This window comes from Nocardia sp. CA-120079, from assembly GCF_050955745.1.
Classification (GTDB): Bacteria; Actinomycetota; Actinomycetes; order Mycobacteriales; family Mycobacteriaceae; genus Nocardia.
On record NZ_CP192088.1, the window covers coordinates 3,987,599 to 4,006,584 of the forward strand.

8 protein-coding genes and 1 pseudogene are annotated in these 18,986 nt (G+C 67.6%); 8 read left to right on the top strand and 1 reads right to left on the bottom strand.

Annotated elements, in window-relative coordinates:
• Positions 1-6 precede the first annotated feature (6 nt).
• Positions 7-10,821: pseudogene (locus ACQPYR_RS18180) on the top strand (type I polyketide synthase); the annotation flags it as partial.
• A gap of 8 nt (positions 10,822-10,829) precedes the next feature.
• Complete coding sequence (locus tag ACQPYR_RS18185; RefSeq protein WP_433633697.1) at positions 10,830-12,410, top strand: MFS transporter; 1,581 nt, start codon at positions 10,830-10,832, stop codon at positions 12,408-12,410.
• A gap of 144 nt (positions 12,411-12,554) precedes the next feature.
• On the opposite strand, the gene ACQPYR_RS18190 is transcribed toward ACQPYR_RS18185, so the two are convergent.
• Positions 12,555-12,812, bottom strand: a complete 258-nt coding sequence (locus tag ACQPYR_RS18190) for a hypothetical protein (protein WP_433633699.1) — start codon at positions 12,810-12,812, stop codon at positions 12,555-12,557.
• Between the two features lie 651 nt (positions 12,813-13,463).
• Here ACQPYR_RS18190 and ACQPYR_RS18195 point away from each other — a divergent pair.
• The 6 genes from ACQPYR_RS18195 to ACQPYR_RS18220 are packed head-to-tail and all read left to right on the top strand — an operon-like array spanning position 13,464 to position 18,986.
• Positions 13,464-14,003: an MSMEG_0572/Sll0783 family nitrogen starvation response protein gene (locus ACQPYR_RS18195; protein WP_373283297.1), complete on the top strand. Its 540-nt coding sequence runs from the start codon at positions 13,464-13,466 to the stop codon at positions 14,001-14,003.
• Between the two features lie 9 nt (positions 14,004-14,012).
• Positions 14,013-15,071, top strand: coding sequence for an MSMEG_0568 family radical SAM protein (locus ACQPYR_RS18200; RefSeq protein WP_433633701.1), 1,059 nt, complete (start codon positions 14,013-14,015; stop codon positions 15,069-15,071).
• A 1-nt stretch (position 15,072) separates the two neighbouring features.
• Positions 15,073-16,482: an MSMEG_0567/sll0787 family protein gene (locus ACQPYR_RS18205; protein ID WP_433633703.1), complete on the top strand. Its 1,410-nt coding sequence runs from the start codon at positions 15,073-15,075 to the stop codon at positions 16,480-16,482.
• Positions 16,479-17,399 carry a carbon-nitrogen hydrolase family protein gene (locus ACQPYR_RS18210; protein ID WP_433633705.1) on the top strand — a complete coding sequence of 307 codons (921 nt, stop codon included), beginning with the start codon at positions 16,479-16,481 and terminating at the stop codon, positions 17,397-17,399. The genes ACQPYR_RS18205 and ACQPYR_RS18210 overlap by 4 nt, the downstream gene beginning before the upstream one ends.
• Positions 17,392-17,709 carry an MSMEG_0570 family nitrogen starvation response protein gene (locus ACQPYR_RS18215; protein WP_433633710.1) on the top strand — a complete coding sequence of 106 codons (318 nt, stop codon included), beginning with the start codon at positions 17,392-17,394 and terminating at the stop codon, positions 17,707-17,709. Before ACQPYR_RS18210 ends, ACQPYR_RS18215 begins: the two co-directional genes overlap by 8 nt.
• Positions 17,706-18,986: an MSMEG_0569 family flavin-dependent oxidoreductase gene (locus ACQPYR_RS18220; RefSeq protein ID WP_433633712.1), complete on the top strand. Its 1,281-nt coding sequence runs from the start codon at positions 17,706-17,708 to the stop codon at positions 18,984-18,986. Before ACQPYR_RS18215 ends, ACQPYR_RS18220 begins: the two co-directional genes overlap by 4 nt.

Genomic DNA, 18,986 nt, shown 5'->3' on the forward strand with positions numbered 1-18,986 from the left:
AATGAGGAACGGCTCACCCAGTCCCTGCGGCGATTCGCCAGGGACCTGCGCGCCGCCAACAAGCGCATCCAGGACCTGGAGGAGCGTGCGCGGGAACCGATCGCGATCGTCGGGATGAGCTGCCGCTATCCCGGCGGCGTCGAATCGCCGGCGCAACTGTGGGACCTGGTGGCCTCCGGCGTCGACGCCGTCGGCGAGTTCCCGACCGACCGGGGCTGGGATCTGGAGAAACTCTACAATCCGGATCCGGACGTTCCTGGCACGACCAATACCCGTGAAGGCGGATTCCTGTATTCGGCAGGCGATTTCGACGCGGGATTCTTCGGGATCGGCCCGCGGGAAGCCGCGATGATGGATCCCCAGCAGCGCTTGGCACTGGAGGCGTCCTGGGAAGCGCTGGAGTACGCGGGCATCGACCCGATGTCGCTGCGCGGCAGCGATACCGGTGTCTTCACCGGCGTTTTCCACCAGTACTACGGACCTCGGGTCGGTTCCCCGACACTGACCGCCGAGGCGGAAGGCCACGCCTATCTCGGTGCGGGAAACTCCGTCGTATCCGGCCGGGTCGCTTACACATTCGGCTTCAAGGGGCCCACGATGTCGATCGACACCGTGTGCTCGTCGTCGCTGGTGGCCCTGCATCTCGCGTGCCAGGCGCTGCGCAACGGCGAAACATCGCTGGCCCTGGCGGGCGGTGTCACGGTGATGTCGGATCCGTCCCATCTGATCGCATTCGCCCGCCAGCACGGGCTCGCCACCGATGCCCGATGCAAGGCATTCGCGGCCGCTGCGGACGGGACCGGATTTTCCGAAGGTATCGGCATGCTGGTCGTCGAACGCCTGTCGGATGCGCAACGCCTGGGACACAACGTCTTGGCGGTCATTCGCGGCAGCGCGCTCAATCAGGACGGCGCGAGCAAGGGGCTGACCGCACCGAACGGCCCGTCGCAGGAACGTGTCATCGCACAGGCATTGGCCAATGCCGGACTGGAACCCGGCGACATCGACGCGGTGGAGGCGCACGGGACCGGCACGATGCTCGGGGATCCGATCGAAGCGCGCGCGCTGATCGGCGTCTACGGCGCGCGGCGTGAACACGGGCCGTTATATGTGGGTTCGCTCAAGTCGAATATCGGTCACACGTCCGCCGCGGCGGGGGTGGGCGGTGTGATCAAGATGGTTCAGGCGATGCGGCATGAGATGTTGCCGATGACATTGCATGTGGATGCGCCTACGCCACATGTGGATTGGTCGGCGGGCACTGTGCGCCTGCTGACCGAGGCGCAGCCGTGGCCCGCGGGTGGGCGGGTGCGCCGTGCGGGTGTCTCGTCCTTCGGGGCCAGCGGTACCAACGCGCACGTGATCATCGAGGAGGCGCCCGCCGAACCGGTCGCCGGGGCTGCTCCGGAACAGGTAGCGGCCGAAACGATTACGCCCAATACGAACTCCGATGTCGTCGCGTGGCTCCTGTCGGCGAAATCCGAACCCGGCCTGCGCGCGCAGGCGGATCGGCTGTGGCAGTGGTTAATCGGTGAACCCGATGCGGATGTATGGGATGTGGCCCATTCGCTGATCACGTCGCGGGCGCTGTTGGACCGGCGCGGAGCGATCGTGGGCCGTGACCGGGAGGCGCTGCTGGCGGGACTTGCGGCCCTTGTCGACGGTGCCCCATCGGAGGGCGTGGTCGATGGCGTCGTGGGCGCGGGACGCACGGCGTTCCTGTTCACCGGCCAGGGCGCGCAGCAACCCGGAATGGGCCGGGAGCTGTACGCGGCGTTCCCCGTGTTCGCGGCCGCGCTGGACGAGGTATGTGCCGAACTCGACCCGTTGCTGGGACGAGCGCTGAAGGACGTGATGTTCGCCGCCGACGGTGATGCCGGTGCGGCCCTGCTGAATCGGACGGAATTCACCCAGCCCGCGTTGTTCGCGTACGAGGTGGCGGCCTACCGGCTGGTCGAATCGTTCGGTGTGACACCGGATGTGCTGCTCGGGCACTCCATCGGCGAGCTGGTGGCGGCGTATGTGGCGGGGGTGTGGTCGCTGGCGGACGCGTGCGCGCTGGTGGCGGCGCGGGGGCGACTGATGGGCGCCCTGCCCGGCGGCGGTGCGATGCTGGCGGCGGCTGTCACCGAAGACGAGGCGATCGAACTGGTGGCCGGATACGCCGATCGGCTGTCGGTCGCCGCGGTGAATGGACCGGCGGCCGTGGTGCTGTCCGGCGACGCGGAGGCGGTCGACGACGTCCAACGGCTGCTCGCCGAGCGGGGTCGCAAGACCAGCAGGCTGCGGGTCAGCCACGCCTTCCATTCCGCCCGGATGGATCCGATGCTCGACGAATTCCGTTCGGTGGCAGCGGGATTGACCTATCATCAGCCGACCTTTCCGGTGGTGTCGAACGTGACCGGCGCTGTGGTGGAGCGGGAGCTGACCGATCCGGAGTATTGGGTGCGCCAGGTCCGTGCGGCCGTGCGGTTCGAGCCAGGCGTGCGCGCGCTGGCCGCGACCGGGGCCCGGTGGTTCCTGGAGATCGGCCCGGACGCCGTCCTGGCCGCGATGACACGGCAGTGCCTTGCCGAGGAACCCGGGACCGAGGGGCGGGCCGTGGTGGCCGCTGCCGCCCGACGTGGTTGTGCGGAAGTCGCGCAGTTCACCACATTCCTGGCCGCCGCGCACGCCGCGGGACTGGACGTGGACTGGAGCCCCTTGTTCGCGGGCCGGGAATCGCGTCGAATTCTCTTGCCGACCTATGCATTCCAGCATCAGCGCCATTGGATCGCACCCACCGCCGTGCGGGGCGATGTCGGCCGCGCCGGTGTGACGGTGGTCGACCACCCCATGCTCGGCGGGTCGATCGTGGTGGCGGGCAGGGACGAATGGCTGTTCACCGGTCGGCTGTCGGTGGCGTCGCATCCGTGGATCGCCGATCACACCGTCTTCGGCGAGATTCTGGTCCCGGGAACAGGTTTCGTGGAGCTGGCCTTGGCAGTCGGCGCTCGGCTGGGTGTCGAGGTCGTCGACGAGCTGGTGCTGGAGACGCCGCTGCGTTTCGGCGAGCGGACCGAGGTCGACGTGCAGATCGCGGTCGAAGAACCCGATAACGAGGGGCGCAGGCGATTCGTCGTGGCGTCCCGGATCGTCGGCGAACAATCGGCGGGCGCGAGTGGAACAACCCATGCGCGTGGCATTCTCGCCCCCGGCGGGGAAATGGAGGGTCCGGCCTACACGGTCGACGACAACCCGGAGGACGACGCGATCCCCGGCGACGTTCTCTACGACGGGCTGGCCGCGCGCGGATTCGATTACGGCTCCGCATTCCAGGGGGTGCGCCGCGTCTGGCGCGATGGCGGCGGTGACATGGTGGCCGATGTGCGGTTGCCTGCCGAAGTCGGCGTGGACGGTGGCCGATTCGGCATCCATCCCGCGCTGCTCGACGCCGCGTTGCATGCCGGGGTGCAGGATCTGGCCGCGGATCTGCCGCCCGGACAGGTGCCGCTGCCGTTCTCGTTCGGCGGCATCCGGTTGTATTGCCCGGGGGCGACCGCCGCACAGGTGCGCATCCGGCGCGTCGGCGACAGTATGCGACTGGAACTGGGTGACGACACCGGCGCTCCGGTACTGACCGTCGAATCGCTGCGGGCGCGCCCGGTGAACAGCCAGGCGCTGCGCGGTGATCGATCGATTGCCGACCGCGGGCTCTACGACGTGCAATGGAGTCGAGTCGACTCCGGCGACGCGTCCCATGAAGTGGACGGCCTGCTGATCGCCGGGGTGGCCGTGCCCGGATTCGCACGGACCTACCCGGACCTGGCTGCCGACACCGGCGACGCTCCGGATGTGCTGGTGTGGTTCGCCGATGGTCCCGACCGCCGCGCTGCGGACAGCGAGGCCGGTTCCCGGTCGGCGGCGGCCATCGTGCGAGATCGCGTGCACGCGGTGCTGGCCTCGGTGCGATCCTGGCTGCGCCTGCCCACTAGCGACGCCCGACTCGTGGTGGTGACGCGCAATGGTGCGGGGTTGCCCGGCGAAGACCCTGATTTGGCCGCCGCGGCCGTCTGGGGTCTGCTCCGGAGCGCGCAGTCGGAGAATCCCGGCCGGATCGTGCTGCTGGACATCGACGATGGCAGCGCGGTGACCCCGGAACTGATCTCGGCGGCGATGGCCACCGACGAGAAGCAGCTGGCGCTGCGCGGGGGTGCGCTGCTCGCGCCGCGGCTGACCCGCCGCGATCCGGCCGCCGCGCGGACCATCGATCTCGGCCCGGGTGCGGTGCTGATCACCGGTGGCACCGGCGGGCTGGGCGCGCTGGTGGCGCGGCATCTGGCCGGCAGGCACGGGGTGCGCGAACTGGTGCTGGTGTCGCGGCGCGGTGAGCGGGCCGAGGGGGTCGCCGAACTGGTGGCCGAACTGGCCGAACTCGGGGCCCGGACCCGGGTGGCGGCCTGTGATGTGAGCGATCGCGCCGCCGTGGCAGCGCTGCTCGACGACATCTCCGACGGCCCCGCGCCGACCGCGGTTATCCACGCCGCCGGCGTGCTGGCCGACGGCACCGTCGACACCCTCACCGCCGAGCAGGTCGACCGCGTGCTCGCACCGAAAGTCGATGCGGCACTGCATCTGCACGAGCTCACCGCCGATCTGTCGGCGTTCGTCCTGTTCTCCTCCGTTGCCGCGGTGGTCGGATCGTCGGGACAAGGCAACTATGCGGCGGCCAATTCGGTACTGGACGCATTGGCGCTCCGCCGCGTCAATGCGGGCCTGCCGGCGGTGTCGGTGGCCTGGGGGCCATGGGGCGGGCGCAGCGGAATGGCGGCCGAGCTGACCGATGCGGACCTGGACCGGTTGTCGCGCATGGGTTCTCGCCCGCTGTCGGAATCCGACGGTCTCGAATTGTTCGATCTGGCCGGTGGCGCCGGAGCTCCGTTCGTCGCCGCGGTCGACCTGGACACGGCGGCATTGGCCGTCGCTGCCGGGTCGGGAATGCTGCCCTCGATGTTGCGGTCGCTGGTGCCCTCCGCGCGCCGCGCGGCCGGAGGTGGCGACCTGGCGCGGCGGCTGGCGTCGCTGGCACCGGATGCTCGCGACGCGGCTGTACTCGATTTCGTCCGTGGCCAGGTCGCCGCAGTGCTGGGATATGCCGCGGGTGATCTGGTCGATATCGAGAAGCCCTTCAGCGCAATGGGTTTCGATTCGCTGGGCGCGGTCGAGTTCCGCAACCGGCTCACCACGACCACCGGCCTGCGGTTGCCGTCCACCCTCGTCTTCGACCACCCCACCACCCGGGCGGTGGCCGCCTTCATCGGGTCCCGGATGGGGGACTCGTCCACGCCGAAGCAGCGCAAGACCACGCGCCGGCTGCGAGCCGACGAGCCGATCGCGATCGTTGGAATGGCGTGCCGCTATCCCGGCGGCGTCGAATCCCCGGACGACCTGTGGGATCTGGTGTTCTCCGGCGCGGACGCCATCAGCGAGTTTCCGCCGGATCGCGGTTGGGACACCGCCCAGCTGTTCCATCCGGACCCCGACCATCCCGGCACGTCCTACGCCCGCGAGGGCGGCTTCCTGATGAACGCGGCCGAATTCGACGCGGGCTTCTTCGGAATCGGCCCGCGTGAGGCGATCGCGATGGATCCCCAGCAGCGGTTGCTGCTCGAGGTGTCGTGGGAGGCATTGGAACATGCGGGGATCGCCCCGACCTCGTTGCGGGGCAGCGACACCGGTGTCTACACCGGCGTGATGTACCAGGACTACGACGCCCTGACCCGCCTGGGTGGGCCCGAAGTGGAAGGCTATGTCGCCACCGGCGCCGCGAGCAGTGTGGTGTCCGGCCGGGTCGCTTATTCGCTGGGGCTGGAAGGTCCGGCGATGACGGTGGATACGGCGTGCTCGTCATCGCTGGTGGCACTGCATCTGGCGTGCCGGGCTCTGCGCGAGGGGGAAAGCTCCCTCGCTCTGGTGGGTGGTGCCACGGTGATGGCCACTCCGACGGTGTTCGTGGAGTTCTCCCGGCAGCGCGGTCTGGCTCCCGATGGCCGGTCCAAAGCGTTCTCGGCGGCAGCCGATGGTGTGGCCTGGTCGGAGGGCGCGGGCGTGCTGGTGCTGGAACGACTGTCGGATGCGCGGCGGCTGGGGCACAACATCCTCGCGGTGGTCCGTGGCAGCGCTGTCAATCAGGACGGCGCGAGCAATGGCCTGACAGCGCCGAGCGGTCCGTCGCAGGAGCGCGTGATCGCGGCGGCGCTGGCCGATGCCGGTGTGCGTGCGCAGGACGTGGACGTGGTTGAGGCGCACGGGACGGGGACGGCATTGGGCGACCCCATCGAGGCACAGGCATTGATCGCCGCCTACGGACAGGAGCGGTCGGACCGACCGTTGCGTATCGGCGCACTCAAGTCGAATATCGGCCATACACAGGCGGCCGCGGGTGTGGGCGGTGTGATCAAGGTGGTGCAGGCGCTGCGGCATCAGGTGTTGCCGAAGACACTGCATGTGGACGCCTTGTCGCCGCACGTGGATTGGTCGGCTGGGTCGGTGCGGGTGTTGACCGAGCCCGAGCCGTGGCTGACCGGCGACCGGGTGCGGCGTGCGGGCGTCTCGTCGTTCGGGATCAGCGGAACCAACGCACATGTCATTGTCGAGGAAGCGCCGGATGCGCCGTCACCGGCCGGCGTATCGGAGCACGGCGGTGATCCCGATGTGCGGCAAGGCCCTTCCGTCGTCGATGTTTCCGTGGTGCCGCTGATGCTGTCGGCGAAGTCGGAGCAGGGACTGCGGGGACAGGCGGACCGGTTGCGGACTTGGTTGGCCGACCGACCGGACATCGATCTCTGGTCGGTAGCACGCTCGTTGGTGGACACGCGCGCACGGCTCGACCGTTGGGGCGCCGTTGTCGGGCGCGATCGGGAGGAGTTGCTCGCGGGCCTGGCCGCGCTGGCATCGGATTCGCCGCTGCCGGGGGTGGTCGACGGTATGGCGGGTTCGGGGAGAACCGCATTCCTGTTCACCGGTCAGGGAGCGCAGCGGACAGGGATGGGTTCGGGCCTGTATCAGGCGTTTCCGACGTTCGTGACCGCGCTGGACGAGGTGTGCGCCGAGTTCGACAGCCGGCTCGGTGGGTCGCTGAAGGAGGTCATGTTCGCCGATCCGGGGCAGATGCTGGATCGGACGGAGTTCACCCAACCGGCGTTGTTCGCGTTCGAGGTGGCCATGTTCCGTCTGCTGGAATCGTTCGACCTGTCGCCGGATGTCGTTGCGGGACATTCGATCGGTGAACTGGCGGCGGCGTTCGTGGCGGGCGTGTGGTCGCTCGAGGACGCGTGCGCGCTGGTGGCGGCGCGAGGCCGGTTGATGGGGGCGTTGCCGGCCGACGGGGCGATGCTGGCGGTGGCCGTGCCGGAGGGCGAGGCGATGCGCGTGCTCGGCGAATTCGGCGACCACGTGTCGCTGGCGGCCGTGAATGGTCCGGAATCGGTGGTGCTGTCAGGGGACGCGGATGTGATCGACGAGATCGCGCGACGGCTGTCGGAAGAGGGGAGAAAGACCACGCGATTGCGGGTCTCGCATGCGTTCCATTCGGCGTTGATGGAGCCCATGCTGGACGAGTTCCGTGCTGTGGCACAGGGTTTGACGTATCGCGAGCCGTTGTTGCCGATCGTGTCGAATGTGTCGGGCACGCAGGTGCGTGCGCAGGTGTGCGATCCGGAGTACTGGGTCGCGCAGGTTCGTGGTTGCGTGCGATTCGCTCCCGGTGTGGACACCCTGGTCGGTGCCGGTGTGCGCAGGTTCGTGGAGGTCGGCCCGGACGCGGTGCTCGTTGCGATGACCGCCGAGTGTTTGGCCGAGCATCCGCGAGCGGAGACGAAGTCGATGCTGGTGGCGGCGTCGTCGCGTCGGACGATCGACGAGACGGTCGGGTTCGTCACCCTCCTCGCGCAAGCGCACGCGGCGGGGCTGGAGCCGGATATGTCGCTGCTGTTCGCCGGGCGTGGCATGGATCGGGTGGCATTGCCGACCTACGCGTTCCAGCGTCGGCGCTATTGGGTGCAGCCACAGGCAGGAGTCGTGACCGGAACATTCGGGCATCCGCTATTGGCGAATGCGGTGCCGGTAGCGGGCAGGGACGAGTGGTTGTTCACCGGGCGGTTGTCGCTGCGGACACATCCGTGGATCGCCGACCACGCGGTATTCGGTTCGGTGTTGTTGCCCGGCACGGCGTTCGCGGAATTGGCGTTGAGCGCGGGCGTACGACTGCGGGTGGACGTCATCGAGGAACTGCTACTCGAATCCCCACTGGTACTGGCCGACGACATCGAGGTCGATCTGCAGTTGAGTGTCGCCGCACCCGATGAGGAGGGACGGCGCGCCTTCGCGATCTACTCCCGCCCCGCCGCCGAGGGGGACTCGGCCGCAGAGCATCCGTGGGTACTGCACGCGAGGGGTGTGCTGACCGCTGCCGCCGGCGTCGCCCCGGTGTGGGAGGAGCGGAGCTGGCCCCCGGCCGGTGCGGTGCCGTCGAGCGATGCGTCCTTCTACGATCGATTGGCGCAGCGCGGTTTCGAGTACGGCCCGGTATTCCAGGGCGTGACCGCGGTGTGGACTCGCGGCGAGCAGACCTTCGCCGAAGTCTCACTCGACGAATCGGTGAGCGGTTCGGCCTCGGCGTTCGCCGTGCATCCGGCACTGCTCGACGCCTGTCTGCACGTGGCGATCGACGGCCTGTCCGACGACCTTGCCGCCGGACAGGTGCCGTTGCCGTTCTCGTTCGCGGGAGTGCGGCTGTGGCGTTCCGGTGCCGGGGCGGTGCGTGTGCGGGTGGTCCGCGACGGTAGCGGGCAGATCGGAATGGTCGTCGTCGACGACACCGGTTCGGTCGTGCTGACAATCGATGCCGTGACCGCGCGCCCGGTCGATGTCCGGGTCTTGACCGCGAGCTCGGCTCGCCGTGCGGCGCCGCTGCACCTGCGATGGGTTCGCGCGGATCGAGCTGCTGCCGCCGCCACCGCCGCCGTCATGGCTACAGTCGGGTCGGCGAGGGTGTCCGGGATCGACAGGCATTATCGTGACATCGCGGAATTGGCTGCGGCCGAGGAGATTCCGGATCTGGTCGTCTACTCGCTCGCCGACGGGGTCGCTACCGCGTCCTCCGGCGCACGTGCCGCCGAGGTGCGAGCTTCGGTTCACACGGTCTGGACGATGCTGCGGTCGTGGTTGTCGAACGAGCGGCTGGCCGATGCTCGTCTGGTGGTGGTGACCCGCGGTGCGACGGCCGTGGCGGACGAGCCGGTCGATGTGGTCGCCGCCGCGGTGGCAGGCATGGTCCGCACCGCACAGTCCGAACATCCCGGCCGGATCGCGCTACTCGATCACGACGGCATGGTGGACGCCGATGTCGTGCGCACTGTCGTCGAATCGGATCGGGGACAGACGACGGTCCGCGACTCGCAGATGTTCGTACCGCGACTGTCCGGCGGTGCGGTCACCGACGAACCGCAGTCGCTCGACCGGGGTGCAATGTTCGGGCACGGCACGGTATTGATCACCGGCGGCACAAGTGGTCTGGGTGCGGTCCTGGCCAGGCATCTGGTGGTGACGCACGGTGTCGAGCACCTGCTGCTGGTGTCGCGCCGGGGTGAAGCGGCCCCGGGCGTCGCGGACCTGGTGGCCGAATTGACCGCCTTGGGAGCCGAAACGCGTGTTGCCGCATGCGATGTCGGTGATCGCGCCGATGTCGCTGCGGTGCTCGATTCGATCGCGGCCGAACATCGATTGACGGCGGTGATTCATTCCGCGGGTGTGGTCGACGACGCCACGCTCGAGAAACTGACCGCCGGGCAGATCGACCGTGTACTCGCGCCCAAGGTCGACGGTGCCCTGCACCTGGACGAGCTGACCCGGGGACACGACCTGTCGGCCTTCATCATGTTCTCCTCCGTCGCATCGACATTCGGTGCACCCGGACAGGGCAACTACGCGGCGGCGAACTCGTTCCTCGACGGACTCGCACTCGCCCGCCGCGCCCAGCGGCTGCCCGCGCTCTCGCTGGCGTGGGGACCGTGGAACCAAGACGTCGGTATGACCGGCGCGATGGACCGAGCCGCGCTGACGCGGTGGGAACGACTGGGCATCAAGGTGCTCGGCATCGACGACGGGACCGCACTGTTCGACGCCGCGATCGCCTCGAACGAACCGGTGGCCGCCTGTGTCGAATTCGACAGGGCGGCACTGGCGGCGCAAGCCCGGACCGGGCTGTTGCCCGAGGTGCTCGAGAGCCTGGTGCCCGCTCGAGCGCGTCGAGTGCCGGGCGGCAGCACCGGCCGGTTCGCCGCACAGGTGGCCGCCGCGCCGGAGGATCAGCGAGATGAGCTGATACTCGAATTCGTGCGGGAACTCGCCGCGGCGGTTCTGGGACATCCGTCGGCCGCGGCCGTTGATCCCGAAATCCCGTTCAACGAACTGGGATTCGATTCGCTCGGAGGTGTCGAGCTGCGGAACCGGCTCGCCGAGGAGACAGCGATGAAACTACCGTCGACCCTGGTGTTCGATTACCCGACCGCCGCCGCGGTAGCGAAGCTGCTGGGGTCGCGGTGGGCGGCCACATCGGCCACATCGGCGGTCGACGACCAGATCGACTCGCTGCAATCGCTGTTCGCGACCATGACGTCGGATCGGGACAAGGCACATCTGGCCGAGCGGATCCGCTCGCTGCTGGCCGAAGCGGTCCACGGCGGCGAATCCTCGGCCGGAAGCGACCGCGCCGCCGTCGAGGCGGCGGCCAGTGCCGACGAACTCTTCGCACTCATCGACCAGCAGATTTCGACTCAGTGAGGAATACCGTGACACGTAATGAGGTGACCGCATCCGCCGATCACGACGCAACGTCCCGTGGTCGGTGGTGGATCCTGGCCGTGGTGTGCATCGGCCCGATGATGGCTTTCGTCAATGTGTCCTCCACGCTCGGAGGGCTCGCCACCATCCAGGCCGATCTGCACCCCTCGTCGTCGATGGCCGTCTGGGTCGCCAGTGCCTACAGCCTGGTCGTGGCCAGTCTGGTGCTCGGCAGCGGGACCGTCGGGGATCTCATCGGCCGGCGGCTGATCTTCGCCACCGGCGCGACTCTCTTCGCGGCGGGCAGTGCTGTGGCATTCGCCGCGCACAACACGGTCGCATTGATTGCCGCCCAGGCCATCATGGGAATCGGCGGCGCGATGGTGTTACCCACCAGCCTGGCCATCATCAGCCACACCTTCACCGATATGCGCGAACGCACCGAGGCCGTTAGCATCTGGGCCGGAAGTTCCGGAATCGGCCTGGCGATCGGTCCGCTGGGAGCGGGGGTGCTGGTGGGTGCCTTCTCCTGGCATGCGATCTACCTGATCAATGTCGTACTCGGTGTAATTGCCCTTCTCGGCGCGGTGACACTGATTCGTGAGAGCAGACTCCCCACCCGGGCACTCGATCCCGTCGGGATGGTGCTGGGCACCCTCGCCATCGCGGCACTGACCTATGCGGTGATCGAAGGCGGCTCACTGGGATACACCGAGGTCCGCGTCCTGTGTGCCTACGCTGTGCTGGCCGTGTCACTGGTGGCATTCATCCGGTACGAAGCCCGTCATCCTGATCCCATGCTGGACGTGAAGCTCTTCCGGTCCGGATCCTTCAGCGCCGTGATGGGTACGGCCGCGGTCACCCTGCTGGGATTCACCGGCACCGCGCTGGTCACCGTGCTCTACCTGCAGCACGTGCAGGGAACTACGGTCCTCGCCGCCGCCGTGCGGCTCCTGGTGATGTTCGGCCCCTTCGTCCTCATCAGCGCCGTCGCCGCCCGTATCGTGCATCGCATCGGGTTCACGACGATGCTCACGCTCGGCCTCGTCGTCATGGCCGCCGGCATCTTCGCGCTCCTCGCCAGCCCTCCCGGTACCGGGTTCGGCCGGATCTGGCCCGGACTACTGCTCGCCGGTATCGGCAGCGGCATGCTCATCGCACCCGCTACCGCGGCGGCGGTCAACAGCGTCGCACCACACCAGGCAGGTATGGCCAGCGCCACGGTCAACTTGTTCCGCCAGGTCGGCAATGTACTGGGTGCCAGCGTTCTGGGCACCATCCTGACGACGCGGTTCGCCGACAACCTCCGCGACGAACTCCGTGCTGCCGACCTGCCTCGACCGCTCACCGACGCCGTCGTGTCCGCCGCCGCAGAGGGCGAGCACAGCTCTGCCCTCCCGCCCGCCGTCGCCGGACCGGTCCACAACGCCATCCAGCACGCGTTCACCGACGCCACCCATCTCGCCCTCACCGTCGCCGGCGTCGCGCTGCTGATTACCGCGGTCCCGGTTGCGATATTCGTCCGCCGGCAACCCGGCACATTCGAGACTGCCACGGCCCCAACGACTTCGGAACTCGACGCCGCATAGGGCGGACGTGCCGGTCGAGCGGGCGGCACTCGTCGGATGTGCTCACCGTAAGCGGGTCGGTCCAATACACCGCGTGGCCCCACAATTGCCACAGGTCTCGACGGCGGCCTTGTCGGTGAGCTCGATGTGAGGACCGTCGTTCTGTTACTGCCAGGTGAGGCAGAGCTGTTCGATCACGGCGGTCAAGCGCCGATGCGGCGCTCTCGGGATCGAGCCCGGCACAGTAGCCCGCGGCCCGGGCCAGTAACCCGCGGCCCGGGCCGCGCGGATATCGCGAGCGATGAGCGGATTCATGGGAGCCGAAAGTGGTGAATGCGCCGACGCCGTCGGTCGGTTCGTCTCGACGGCACCGTGGCGGACGGCGATCTGCAGCATCGCGCGCAGGACGATCTTGTGCTGCATGGCTTTACGGGCGCAACCCCAAGCTCAGCAGCCGCTCGAGATGCCGATCCAATTCTCCGGCGGTCGCTTGCCAGACCCGAAGGCTGCCCAGGGAGTTCTCGATCTTGGCGGATGGTGACAGCATCCCTGCTGGGATCGCAGATCGCGACGACAACCTACTGACGCAGATGGAATCACTCTCGGGCGGTGCGAGTCGGTTGCGGTCCTCCGATGCTTCCACGGACAGCCAGAGGGGAACGGGAAATTTCGACACAGAGTGAACCATGACGGTTCGTTTGTTTCTGTGTCGTGACGGTGCACAGCGTAGCTGTGTTCTGGTGTTAATTCATTTCCGGTGAAACGTGGGCATATGTTTCGCGGTGTTAAGTCGTTCGCTCAGTATCCAGGCCTTCTCACGCGCTCGTGAGCGAAAGATGTTGCGGACAAACATGTTTCCGTGATGATCCGGTGCGAGTGGCGTGAGGTTCGGCTAACTTCCAATTATTCTGGACGAAACCATTCGGCAATGGACTGCGCGTGAAATTCTCTCATCCGATCTGCTGCGAATCGCAGAATTTGGGATCGGATATCGCTTCAGCATCGCCTCGCCCGAACCGGGAGTCGGCCCGGGACCGAAGCCCTGGGCACCGTCAGCACATCGCAGGAGGAACCGTGTCCGCACCCACTATCGCCGAGATCGACAAGGCCATCGAGGAGAACATTCAGAAGTCTTTGGCCGAGATCCCGCACCCCGCGCTGCCGAAGGGCACGAATATCTACGGTGCGACGAAGATCTTCCCCGACTATCAGGCCGAGGCCGGCGAAACCTACTTCACGCTGGTGCACGGTATCGCGCACGAGTCGTCGGTGAGTTTCGTGGCGATCCTGCAGGCCACCAGAGCACTGCGCAAGGGATTCGATTCGGCGATCTACTTCTACGGTCCCGGCGCCATCAATGCCGTTGCTACACGCGGCTTTCCGACCACCGGCGACAGCGGCTTCCCGGGTGAGCAGAACATCAACGAGGCGCTGGCGACCTTCATCAAGGAGGGCGGCAAGGTGTTCGCGTGCCGATTCGGGCTCGCGCTGCACGGTGCCCGCGAGGAGGACCTCATCGAGGGTGTCATCCCGGCGCACCCCCTCGACGTTCAGGATGCGTTGATCCACTACGCGCGCAAGGGCGCCATCATCAACTCCACCTACCAGCTCTGAGGTGACCCGATGACAGGTCTGTCCACTCGAGTCGATCTGGCATTGCTCGGCGTTCGCGCCGAGGTGCCGGTGGGGCGCCGCTCCGGTGCGGGCCCCAGCGACGACGGTCACGTACTCATCGACGGCATCGGCGCCGCCGTTCCGATCCGCTCCGACAGCCCGTTCGTCTTGTCGGGCAACCGGCTGCTGCAGTCCGGCATCGATACGGGTATCGAGATCGAGCCCGTCCGCAGGCCCATGTTCTACGACCTGGCCACCGCCGACGGAGTGTCCTACGAGAAGATCGCCAAACTACACGGCTCGAATGTACTGGCTACCACTGTGGTGCAGACCTGCATCCGCTACGGCGAGGACCAGCGCTGCCGGTTCTGCGCTATCGAAGCCTCGCTGGCCGCGGGCAGCACCATCGCGGTGAAGCGGCCCGACCAGCTCGCGGAGGTCGCGGCGGCCGCGGTCCGCCTGGACGGCGTCGAGCAGATGGTGATGACCACCGGTACCTCGGCGGCCAGAGATCGCGGCGCCCGGCATCTGGCCCGCTGCGTGCGGGCGGTCAAGGCGGCCGTGCCGGAACTGCCGATTCAAGTGCAGTGCGAGCCCCCCGGCGATCTGCACGTGCTCACCGAGTTGCGCGAGGCGGGCGCGGATTCCATTGGCATCCACGTCGAATCACTCGATGACGAGGTGCGCAAGCGGTGGATGCCGGGCAAGGCGACGGTGCCGCTGAGCGAATATCGGGCGGCCTGGGTCGAGGCGGTGCGGGTGTTCGGCCGCAATCAGGTCTCGACCTACCTGCTGGTCGGGCTCGGCGAGAATCCTGACGAATTGGTCTCCGGCGCAGCCGCACTCATCGATATCGGCGTGTACCCGTTCGTGGTGCCGTTCCGTCCGCTGGCGGGCACGCTCGCCGTCGACGTGGACGGAGCGACGGCGCCGACTCCGCAACTGCTGGCCGAGGTCACCAATCGAGTGGCCGAAGAACTGCAGCGAGCCGGGATGCTCGGTGTGGACCAGCGCGCCGGATGCGCTGCCTGCGGGGCCTGCAGCGTGCTGCAGAACGCGGGCGGTTGAGATGGACAGCTCAGCCACGGACCTGTGCCTGCTTGCCGGTGTGCCGGTAAACAGCTCCGGCGCAACGGATTTCCTTATCCAACCGGCCGACCAGCGTCAACTGGCTGCCTACCGGGTATTGCGGCGCGCCGAGTTCGTTGTCGATCAGGGATTGTTCGTCGGTAGCGACGGCGACGACAACGATGATGATCCACGCACCCGTGTGCTCGTTGCGCTGGATTCCGATGGCGTCGTCCTCGGCGGCGTGCGTTTGTCTCCCGCGACCGTGGAGGATCTGGGTTGGTGGACGGGCAGCAGACTGGTGGTGGATCGGAGTCGCCGCGCCGCCGGTGTCGGCCCGGCCCTGGTGGTGGCGGCATGTGCTTACGCCGAAAGCCACAATGTGTTGCGGTTCGAGGCTACCGTGCAGACCCGCTACGAGTCCATGTTCGCTCGCCTGGGCTGGATCAGGCTCGGCGACAAGGTGATCGGCGGCGTCGCGCACACCTGGATGCGGTGGCCGATCGATCGGATTCAGCGGTTGGTCGGCGCCACCAAGGCGTTGCTCGCGCAGACGCTGGCGCCGCTGCGTGGCTCGTCGCTCGCTCTGGGCGGCAAGGGATTTCGTGGGGATGACGGTGTCCCGGTGCCGGGCAGCGACCTCATTGCGGCATGTGACGCCATCCTCCCGTCGATGGTAGAACGTGATCCGGAATGGGCCGGGTGGTGTTCGGTCCTGGTCAACATCAATGACCTGTCGGCCATGGGTGCCACCCCGATCGGCCTGCTCGATGCGATCGGTGCGCCGACCCACTCACTGCTGACCCGGGTAATCCGCGGGCTCGCCCGCGCCGCCGAGGCCTGGGATGTCCCGGTACTCGGCGGACACACACAAGTGTCGGTCCCCCCATCGCTATCGGTCACGGCGCTCGGCCGTGCCGCCGTGCCGGTGCGTGGGGGCGGTGGCAGGCTCGGTGATGAGCTACGACTGACCGCCGATCTCGCGGGCGGCTGGCGTCCCGGATACCACGGCCAGCAATGGGATTCCACCTCCCGACGCAGCGGTACCGAACTGCGGGCACTGGCGGAATTCGTGGCTCGGTCCGCCCCAGCCGCGGCCAAGGACATCAGTATGGCCGGCCTGGCAGGCACCACCGGCATGCTCGCCGAGGCCAGCGGCCTCGGCGCCGAACTGGAGGTAGCGCGCATTCCGCGCCCCGACACCGTCGCAGTCGCCGACTGGCTCACCTGTTTCCCGGGTTTCGCGATGATCACCGCGGACCGGCCCGGCGCGCCGATCGCGCCGCCGGGGCCGGCAACCTCGGCGGCCTGCGGACGACTGGTCTCGACGCCCGGTGTCCAGCTGTGCTGGCCGGACGGCATCACTACACGCGCGGTGCACGGCACCGTGACCGGATTGGGAGCATCATGAACCTCACGATCTCCGTCGCCGCCGCAGAGTTCGGCCGCGATATGGAAGAGGGCTATCGCACGATCGCCCGCCTCATCGAGCAGGCCCGCGCCCGCGGCAGCCGGTTGCTGGTGCTGCCCGAGGCCTGCCTCGGCGGCTATCTGCCCAGTCTGGGGGGCGGGGACGAGACCGAGGAGGCCAAGCAGCGCAGACTGCGCGCGTTGCCGCCCGCACTCGCACTGGATGGTCCCGAGTTGCGCCGAGTCGTCGACATGGCGGGCGATCTGGTGATCACCCTGGGATTCTGCGAGGCCGACGGAGACACCCGCTACAACGCGGCAGTCACGCTGTGCGGTGACGGAATCCTCGGCTCCTACCGCAAGGTTCATCAACCGCTCGGTGAAAATCTCTGCTACGCAGCTGGTTTCGAGTACAAGGCATTCGATACGCCGGTCGGCCGGATGGGTATGCAGATCTGCTACGACAAGGCGTTTCCTGAGGCCGCACGAGCGCTGGCACTGGATGGCGCCGAGATCATCACCTCGTTGTCGGCCTGGCCGACCGCCCGGACGCAGACCGTGCCGAATCTGGAAGACGATCGGTGGAAGCGTCGCTTCGACATCTTCGACCAGGCGCGCGCGGTGGAGAACCAGGTGGTGTGGGTGGCGTCCAACCAGGCGGGCACCTTCGGATCGCTGCGATTCGTGTGCAGCGCCAAGATCGTCGGCCCCGGCGGGGATGTGCTCGCCACGACCGGCGTCGAGCCGGGGCTGGCGACCGCCACGGTCGACGTCGCCGAGGTGCTCGGGCTGGCCCGCGGCGGCGGCATGTACAACCTGCGTGACCGTCGTCCTGACCTGTACCACAGCGTGGTTCGCGAATACGACGTTGTCGGACAGCCGACAGCGCCGACAGACCTGGAGCCGTCGCATGCCTGAGATGACCTTCGTGATCGAGTGGCCGAACGGGACCAGCCAATCGTGCTATTCGCCGTCGCTGGTGATGCACGATCACCTCGAGGCCGGAAAGACCTATCCCATCGCCGAATTCCTCGCCCGTACGCGTACGGCGTTGAACGAGGCCAGCGAGCGGGTACGCGCGAAGTTCGGCTACTACTGCAGTTCGGCGGCCGACCAGCTGACCGCAATCGAACGCACCGCCGCGCAATTCGAACAGTGCGAATTCATCCGCGTAGTCTCGATGACACCGGCGCTGGTGGTCGCGAATACCGTTGGAGAACAGCAATGACCACCGAATACGAGGTTGTAGTGATCGGCGCGGGTCAGGCCGGACTGTCCATCAGCTGGCATCTGACCCGTCATGGCATCCACCACATCGTGCTGGAACGCGACACCATCGCCCACGAGTGGCTCGACAGCCGCTGGGACAACTTCACTCTGGTGACACCGAACTGGCAATGCGTGCTGCCCGGCTATCCCTATAGCGGGCCGGATCCGAACGGATTCATGAAGCGCGACGAAGTGTATGCGTTCGTGCGCGCCTACGCCGATGTGTTCAACGCCCCGGTCCGGGAGGGGGTCGTGGTCACCTCCGTCCGTCCGGCCGCTGACAGCGGATACGACATCGACACCAGCGCCGGTCCATTACACGCGAACCAGGTCGTGGTAGCGACCGGTGGTTACCACGAGGCGGTCGTCCCGCGCTACGCCGAGAAACTGCCGCCGACCATCGAACAGCTGCATTCGGTCGAATACCGCAGTGGCGCAGCGCTTCCCGAGGGGGAGGTGCTGGTGATCGGCACAGGGCAGTCCGGTGCGCAGATCGCCGAGGACCTGCACCTGGACGGCCGTAAGGTGCACCTGGTCGCCGGCGATGCCCCCCGCGTGGCACGGTTCTACCGTGGCCGTGACTGCGTGGCCTGGCTACAGGATATGGGGCACTACGACCTGCCGATCGAGGAGCAACCGGGCGGGCTCGGCAAGCGCGAGAACACCAACCACTATGTGACCGGTCGCGACGGCGGCCGCGATATCGACCTCCGCCAATTCGCCCTCGAAGGTATGTCGCTGTACGGCAGACTGCTCGACTGCGACGGCACGACATTGCGGTTCGCGCCGACACTGGAGAAATCGCTCGATGCCGCCGATGCCGTCGCCGAGAGCATCAAGGACTCGATCGACGCCTATATCGCGCGCGAAAACATCGACGCACCTGAGGAACCCCGCTACGTCCCGGTGTGGCGACCCGAAAATGAGGTCACCACATTGGATCTCGCCGATACCGGCATCACCTCGGTGGTGTGGTCGGTCGGATTCCGCACCGACTATCGGTGGCTGCGCGTCGGAGTATTCGACGGCGAGGGCCATCCGTGCCATAACCGCGGCGTCACCACCGCGCCCGGGCTGTTCTTCCTCGGCCTGCCGTGGCTGCACACCTGGGGGTCGGGCCGGTTCGCGGCCATCGCCAGGGACGCCGAGTTCCTCGCCGATCACATCGCGGTGCACGTCCATGCCTCGGTGGTCGATCGCGACTTCTTACAGGTCGCTGGCAACAAAACCGCCTAG

Bases quoted from the DNA above. Each gene is read 5' to 3' on its own strand.
- ACQPYR_RS18190 (WP_433633699.1), bottom strand. From the start codon at position 12,812: ATGCAGCACAAGATCGTCCTGCGCGCGATGCTGCAGATCGCCGTCCGC.
- ACQPYR_RS18200 (WP_433633701.1), top strand. From the start codon at position 14,013: ATGACAGGTCTGTCCACTCGAGTCGATCTGGCATTGCTCGGCGTTCGC.
- ACQPYR_RS18205 (WP_433633703.1), top strand. From the start codon at position 15,073: ATGGACAGCTCAGCCACGGACCTGTGCCTGCTTGCCGGTGTGCCGGTA.
- ACQPYR_RS18210 (WP_433633705.1), top strand. From the start codon at position 16,479: ATGAACCTCACGATCTCCGTCGCCGCCGCAGAGTTCGGCCGCGATATG.
- ACQPYR_RS18215 (WP_433633710.1), top strand. From the start codon at position 17,392: ATGCCTGAGATGACCTTCGTGATCGAGTGGCCGAACGGGACCAGCCAA.
- ACQPYR_RS18220 (WP_433633712.1), top strand. From the start codon at position 17,706: ATGACCACCGAATACGAGGTTGTAGTGATCGGCGCGGGTCAGGCCGGA.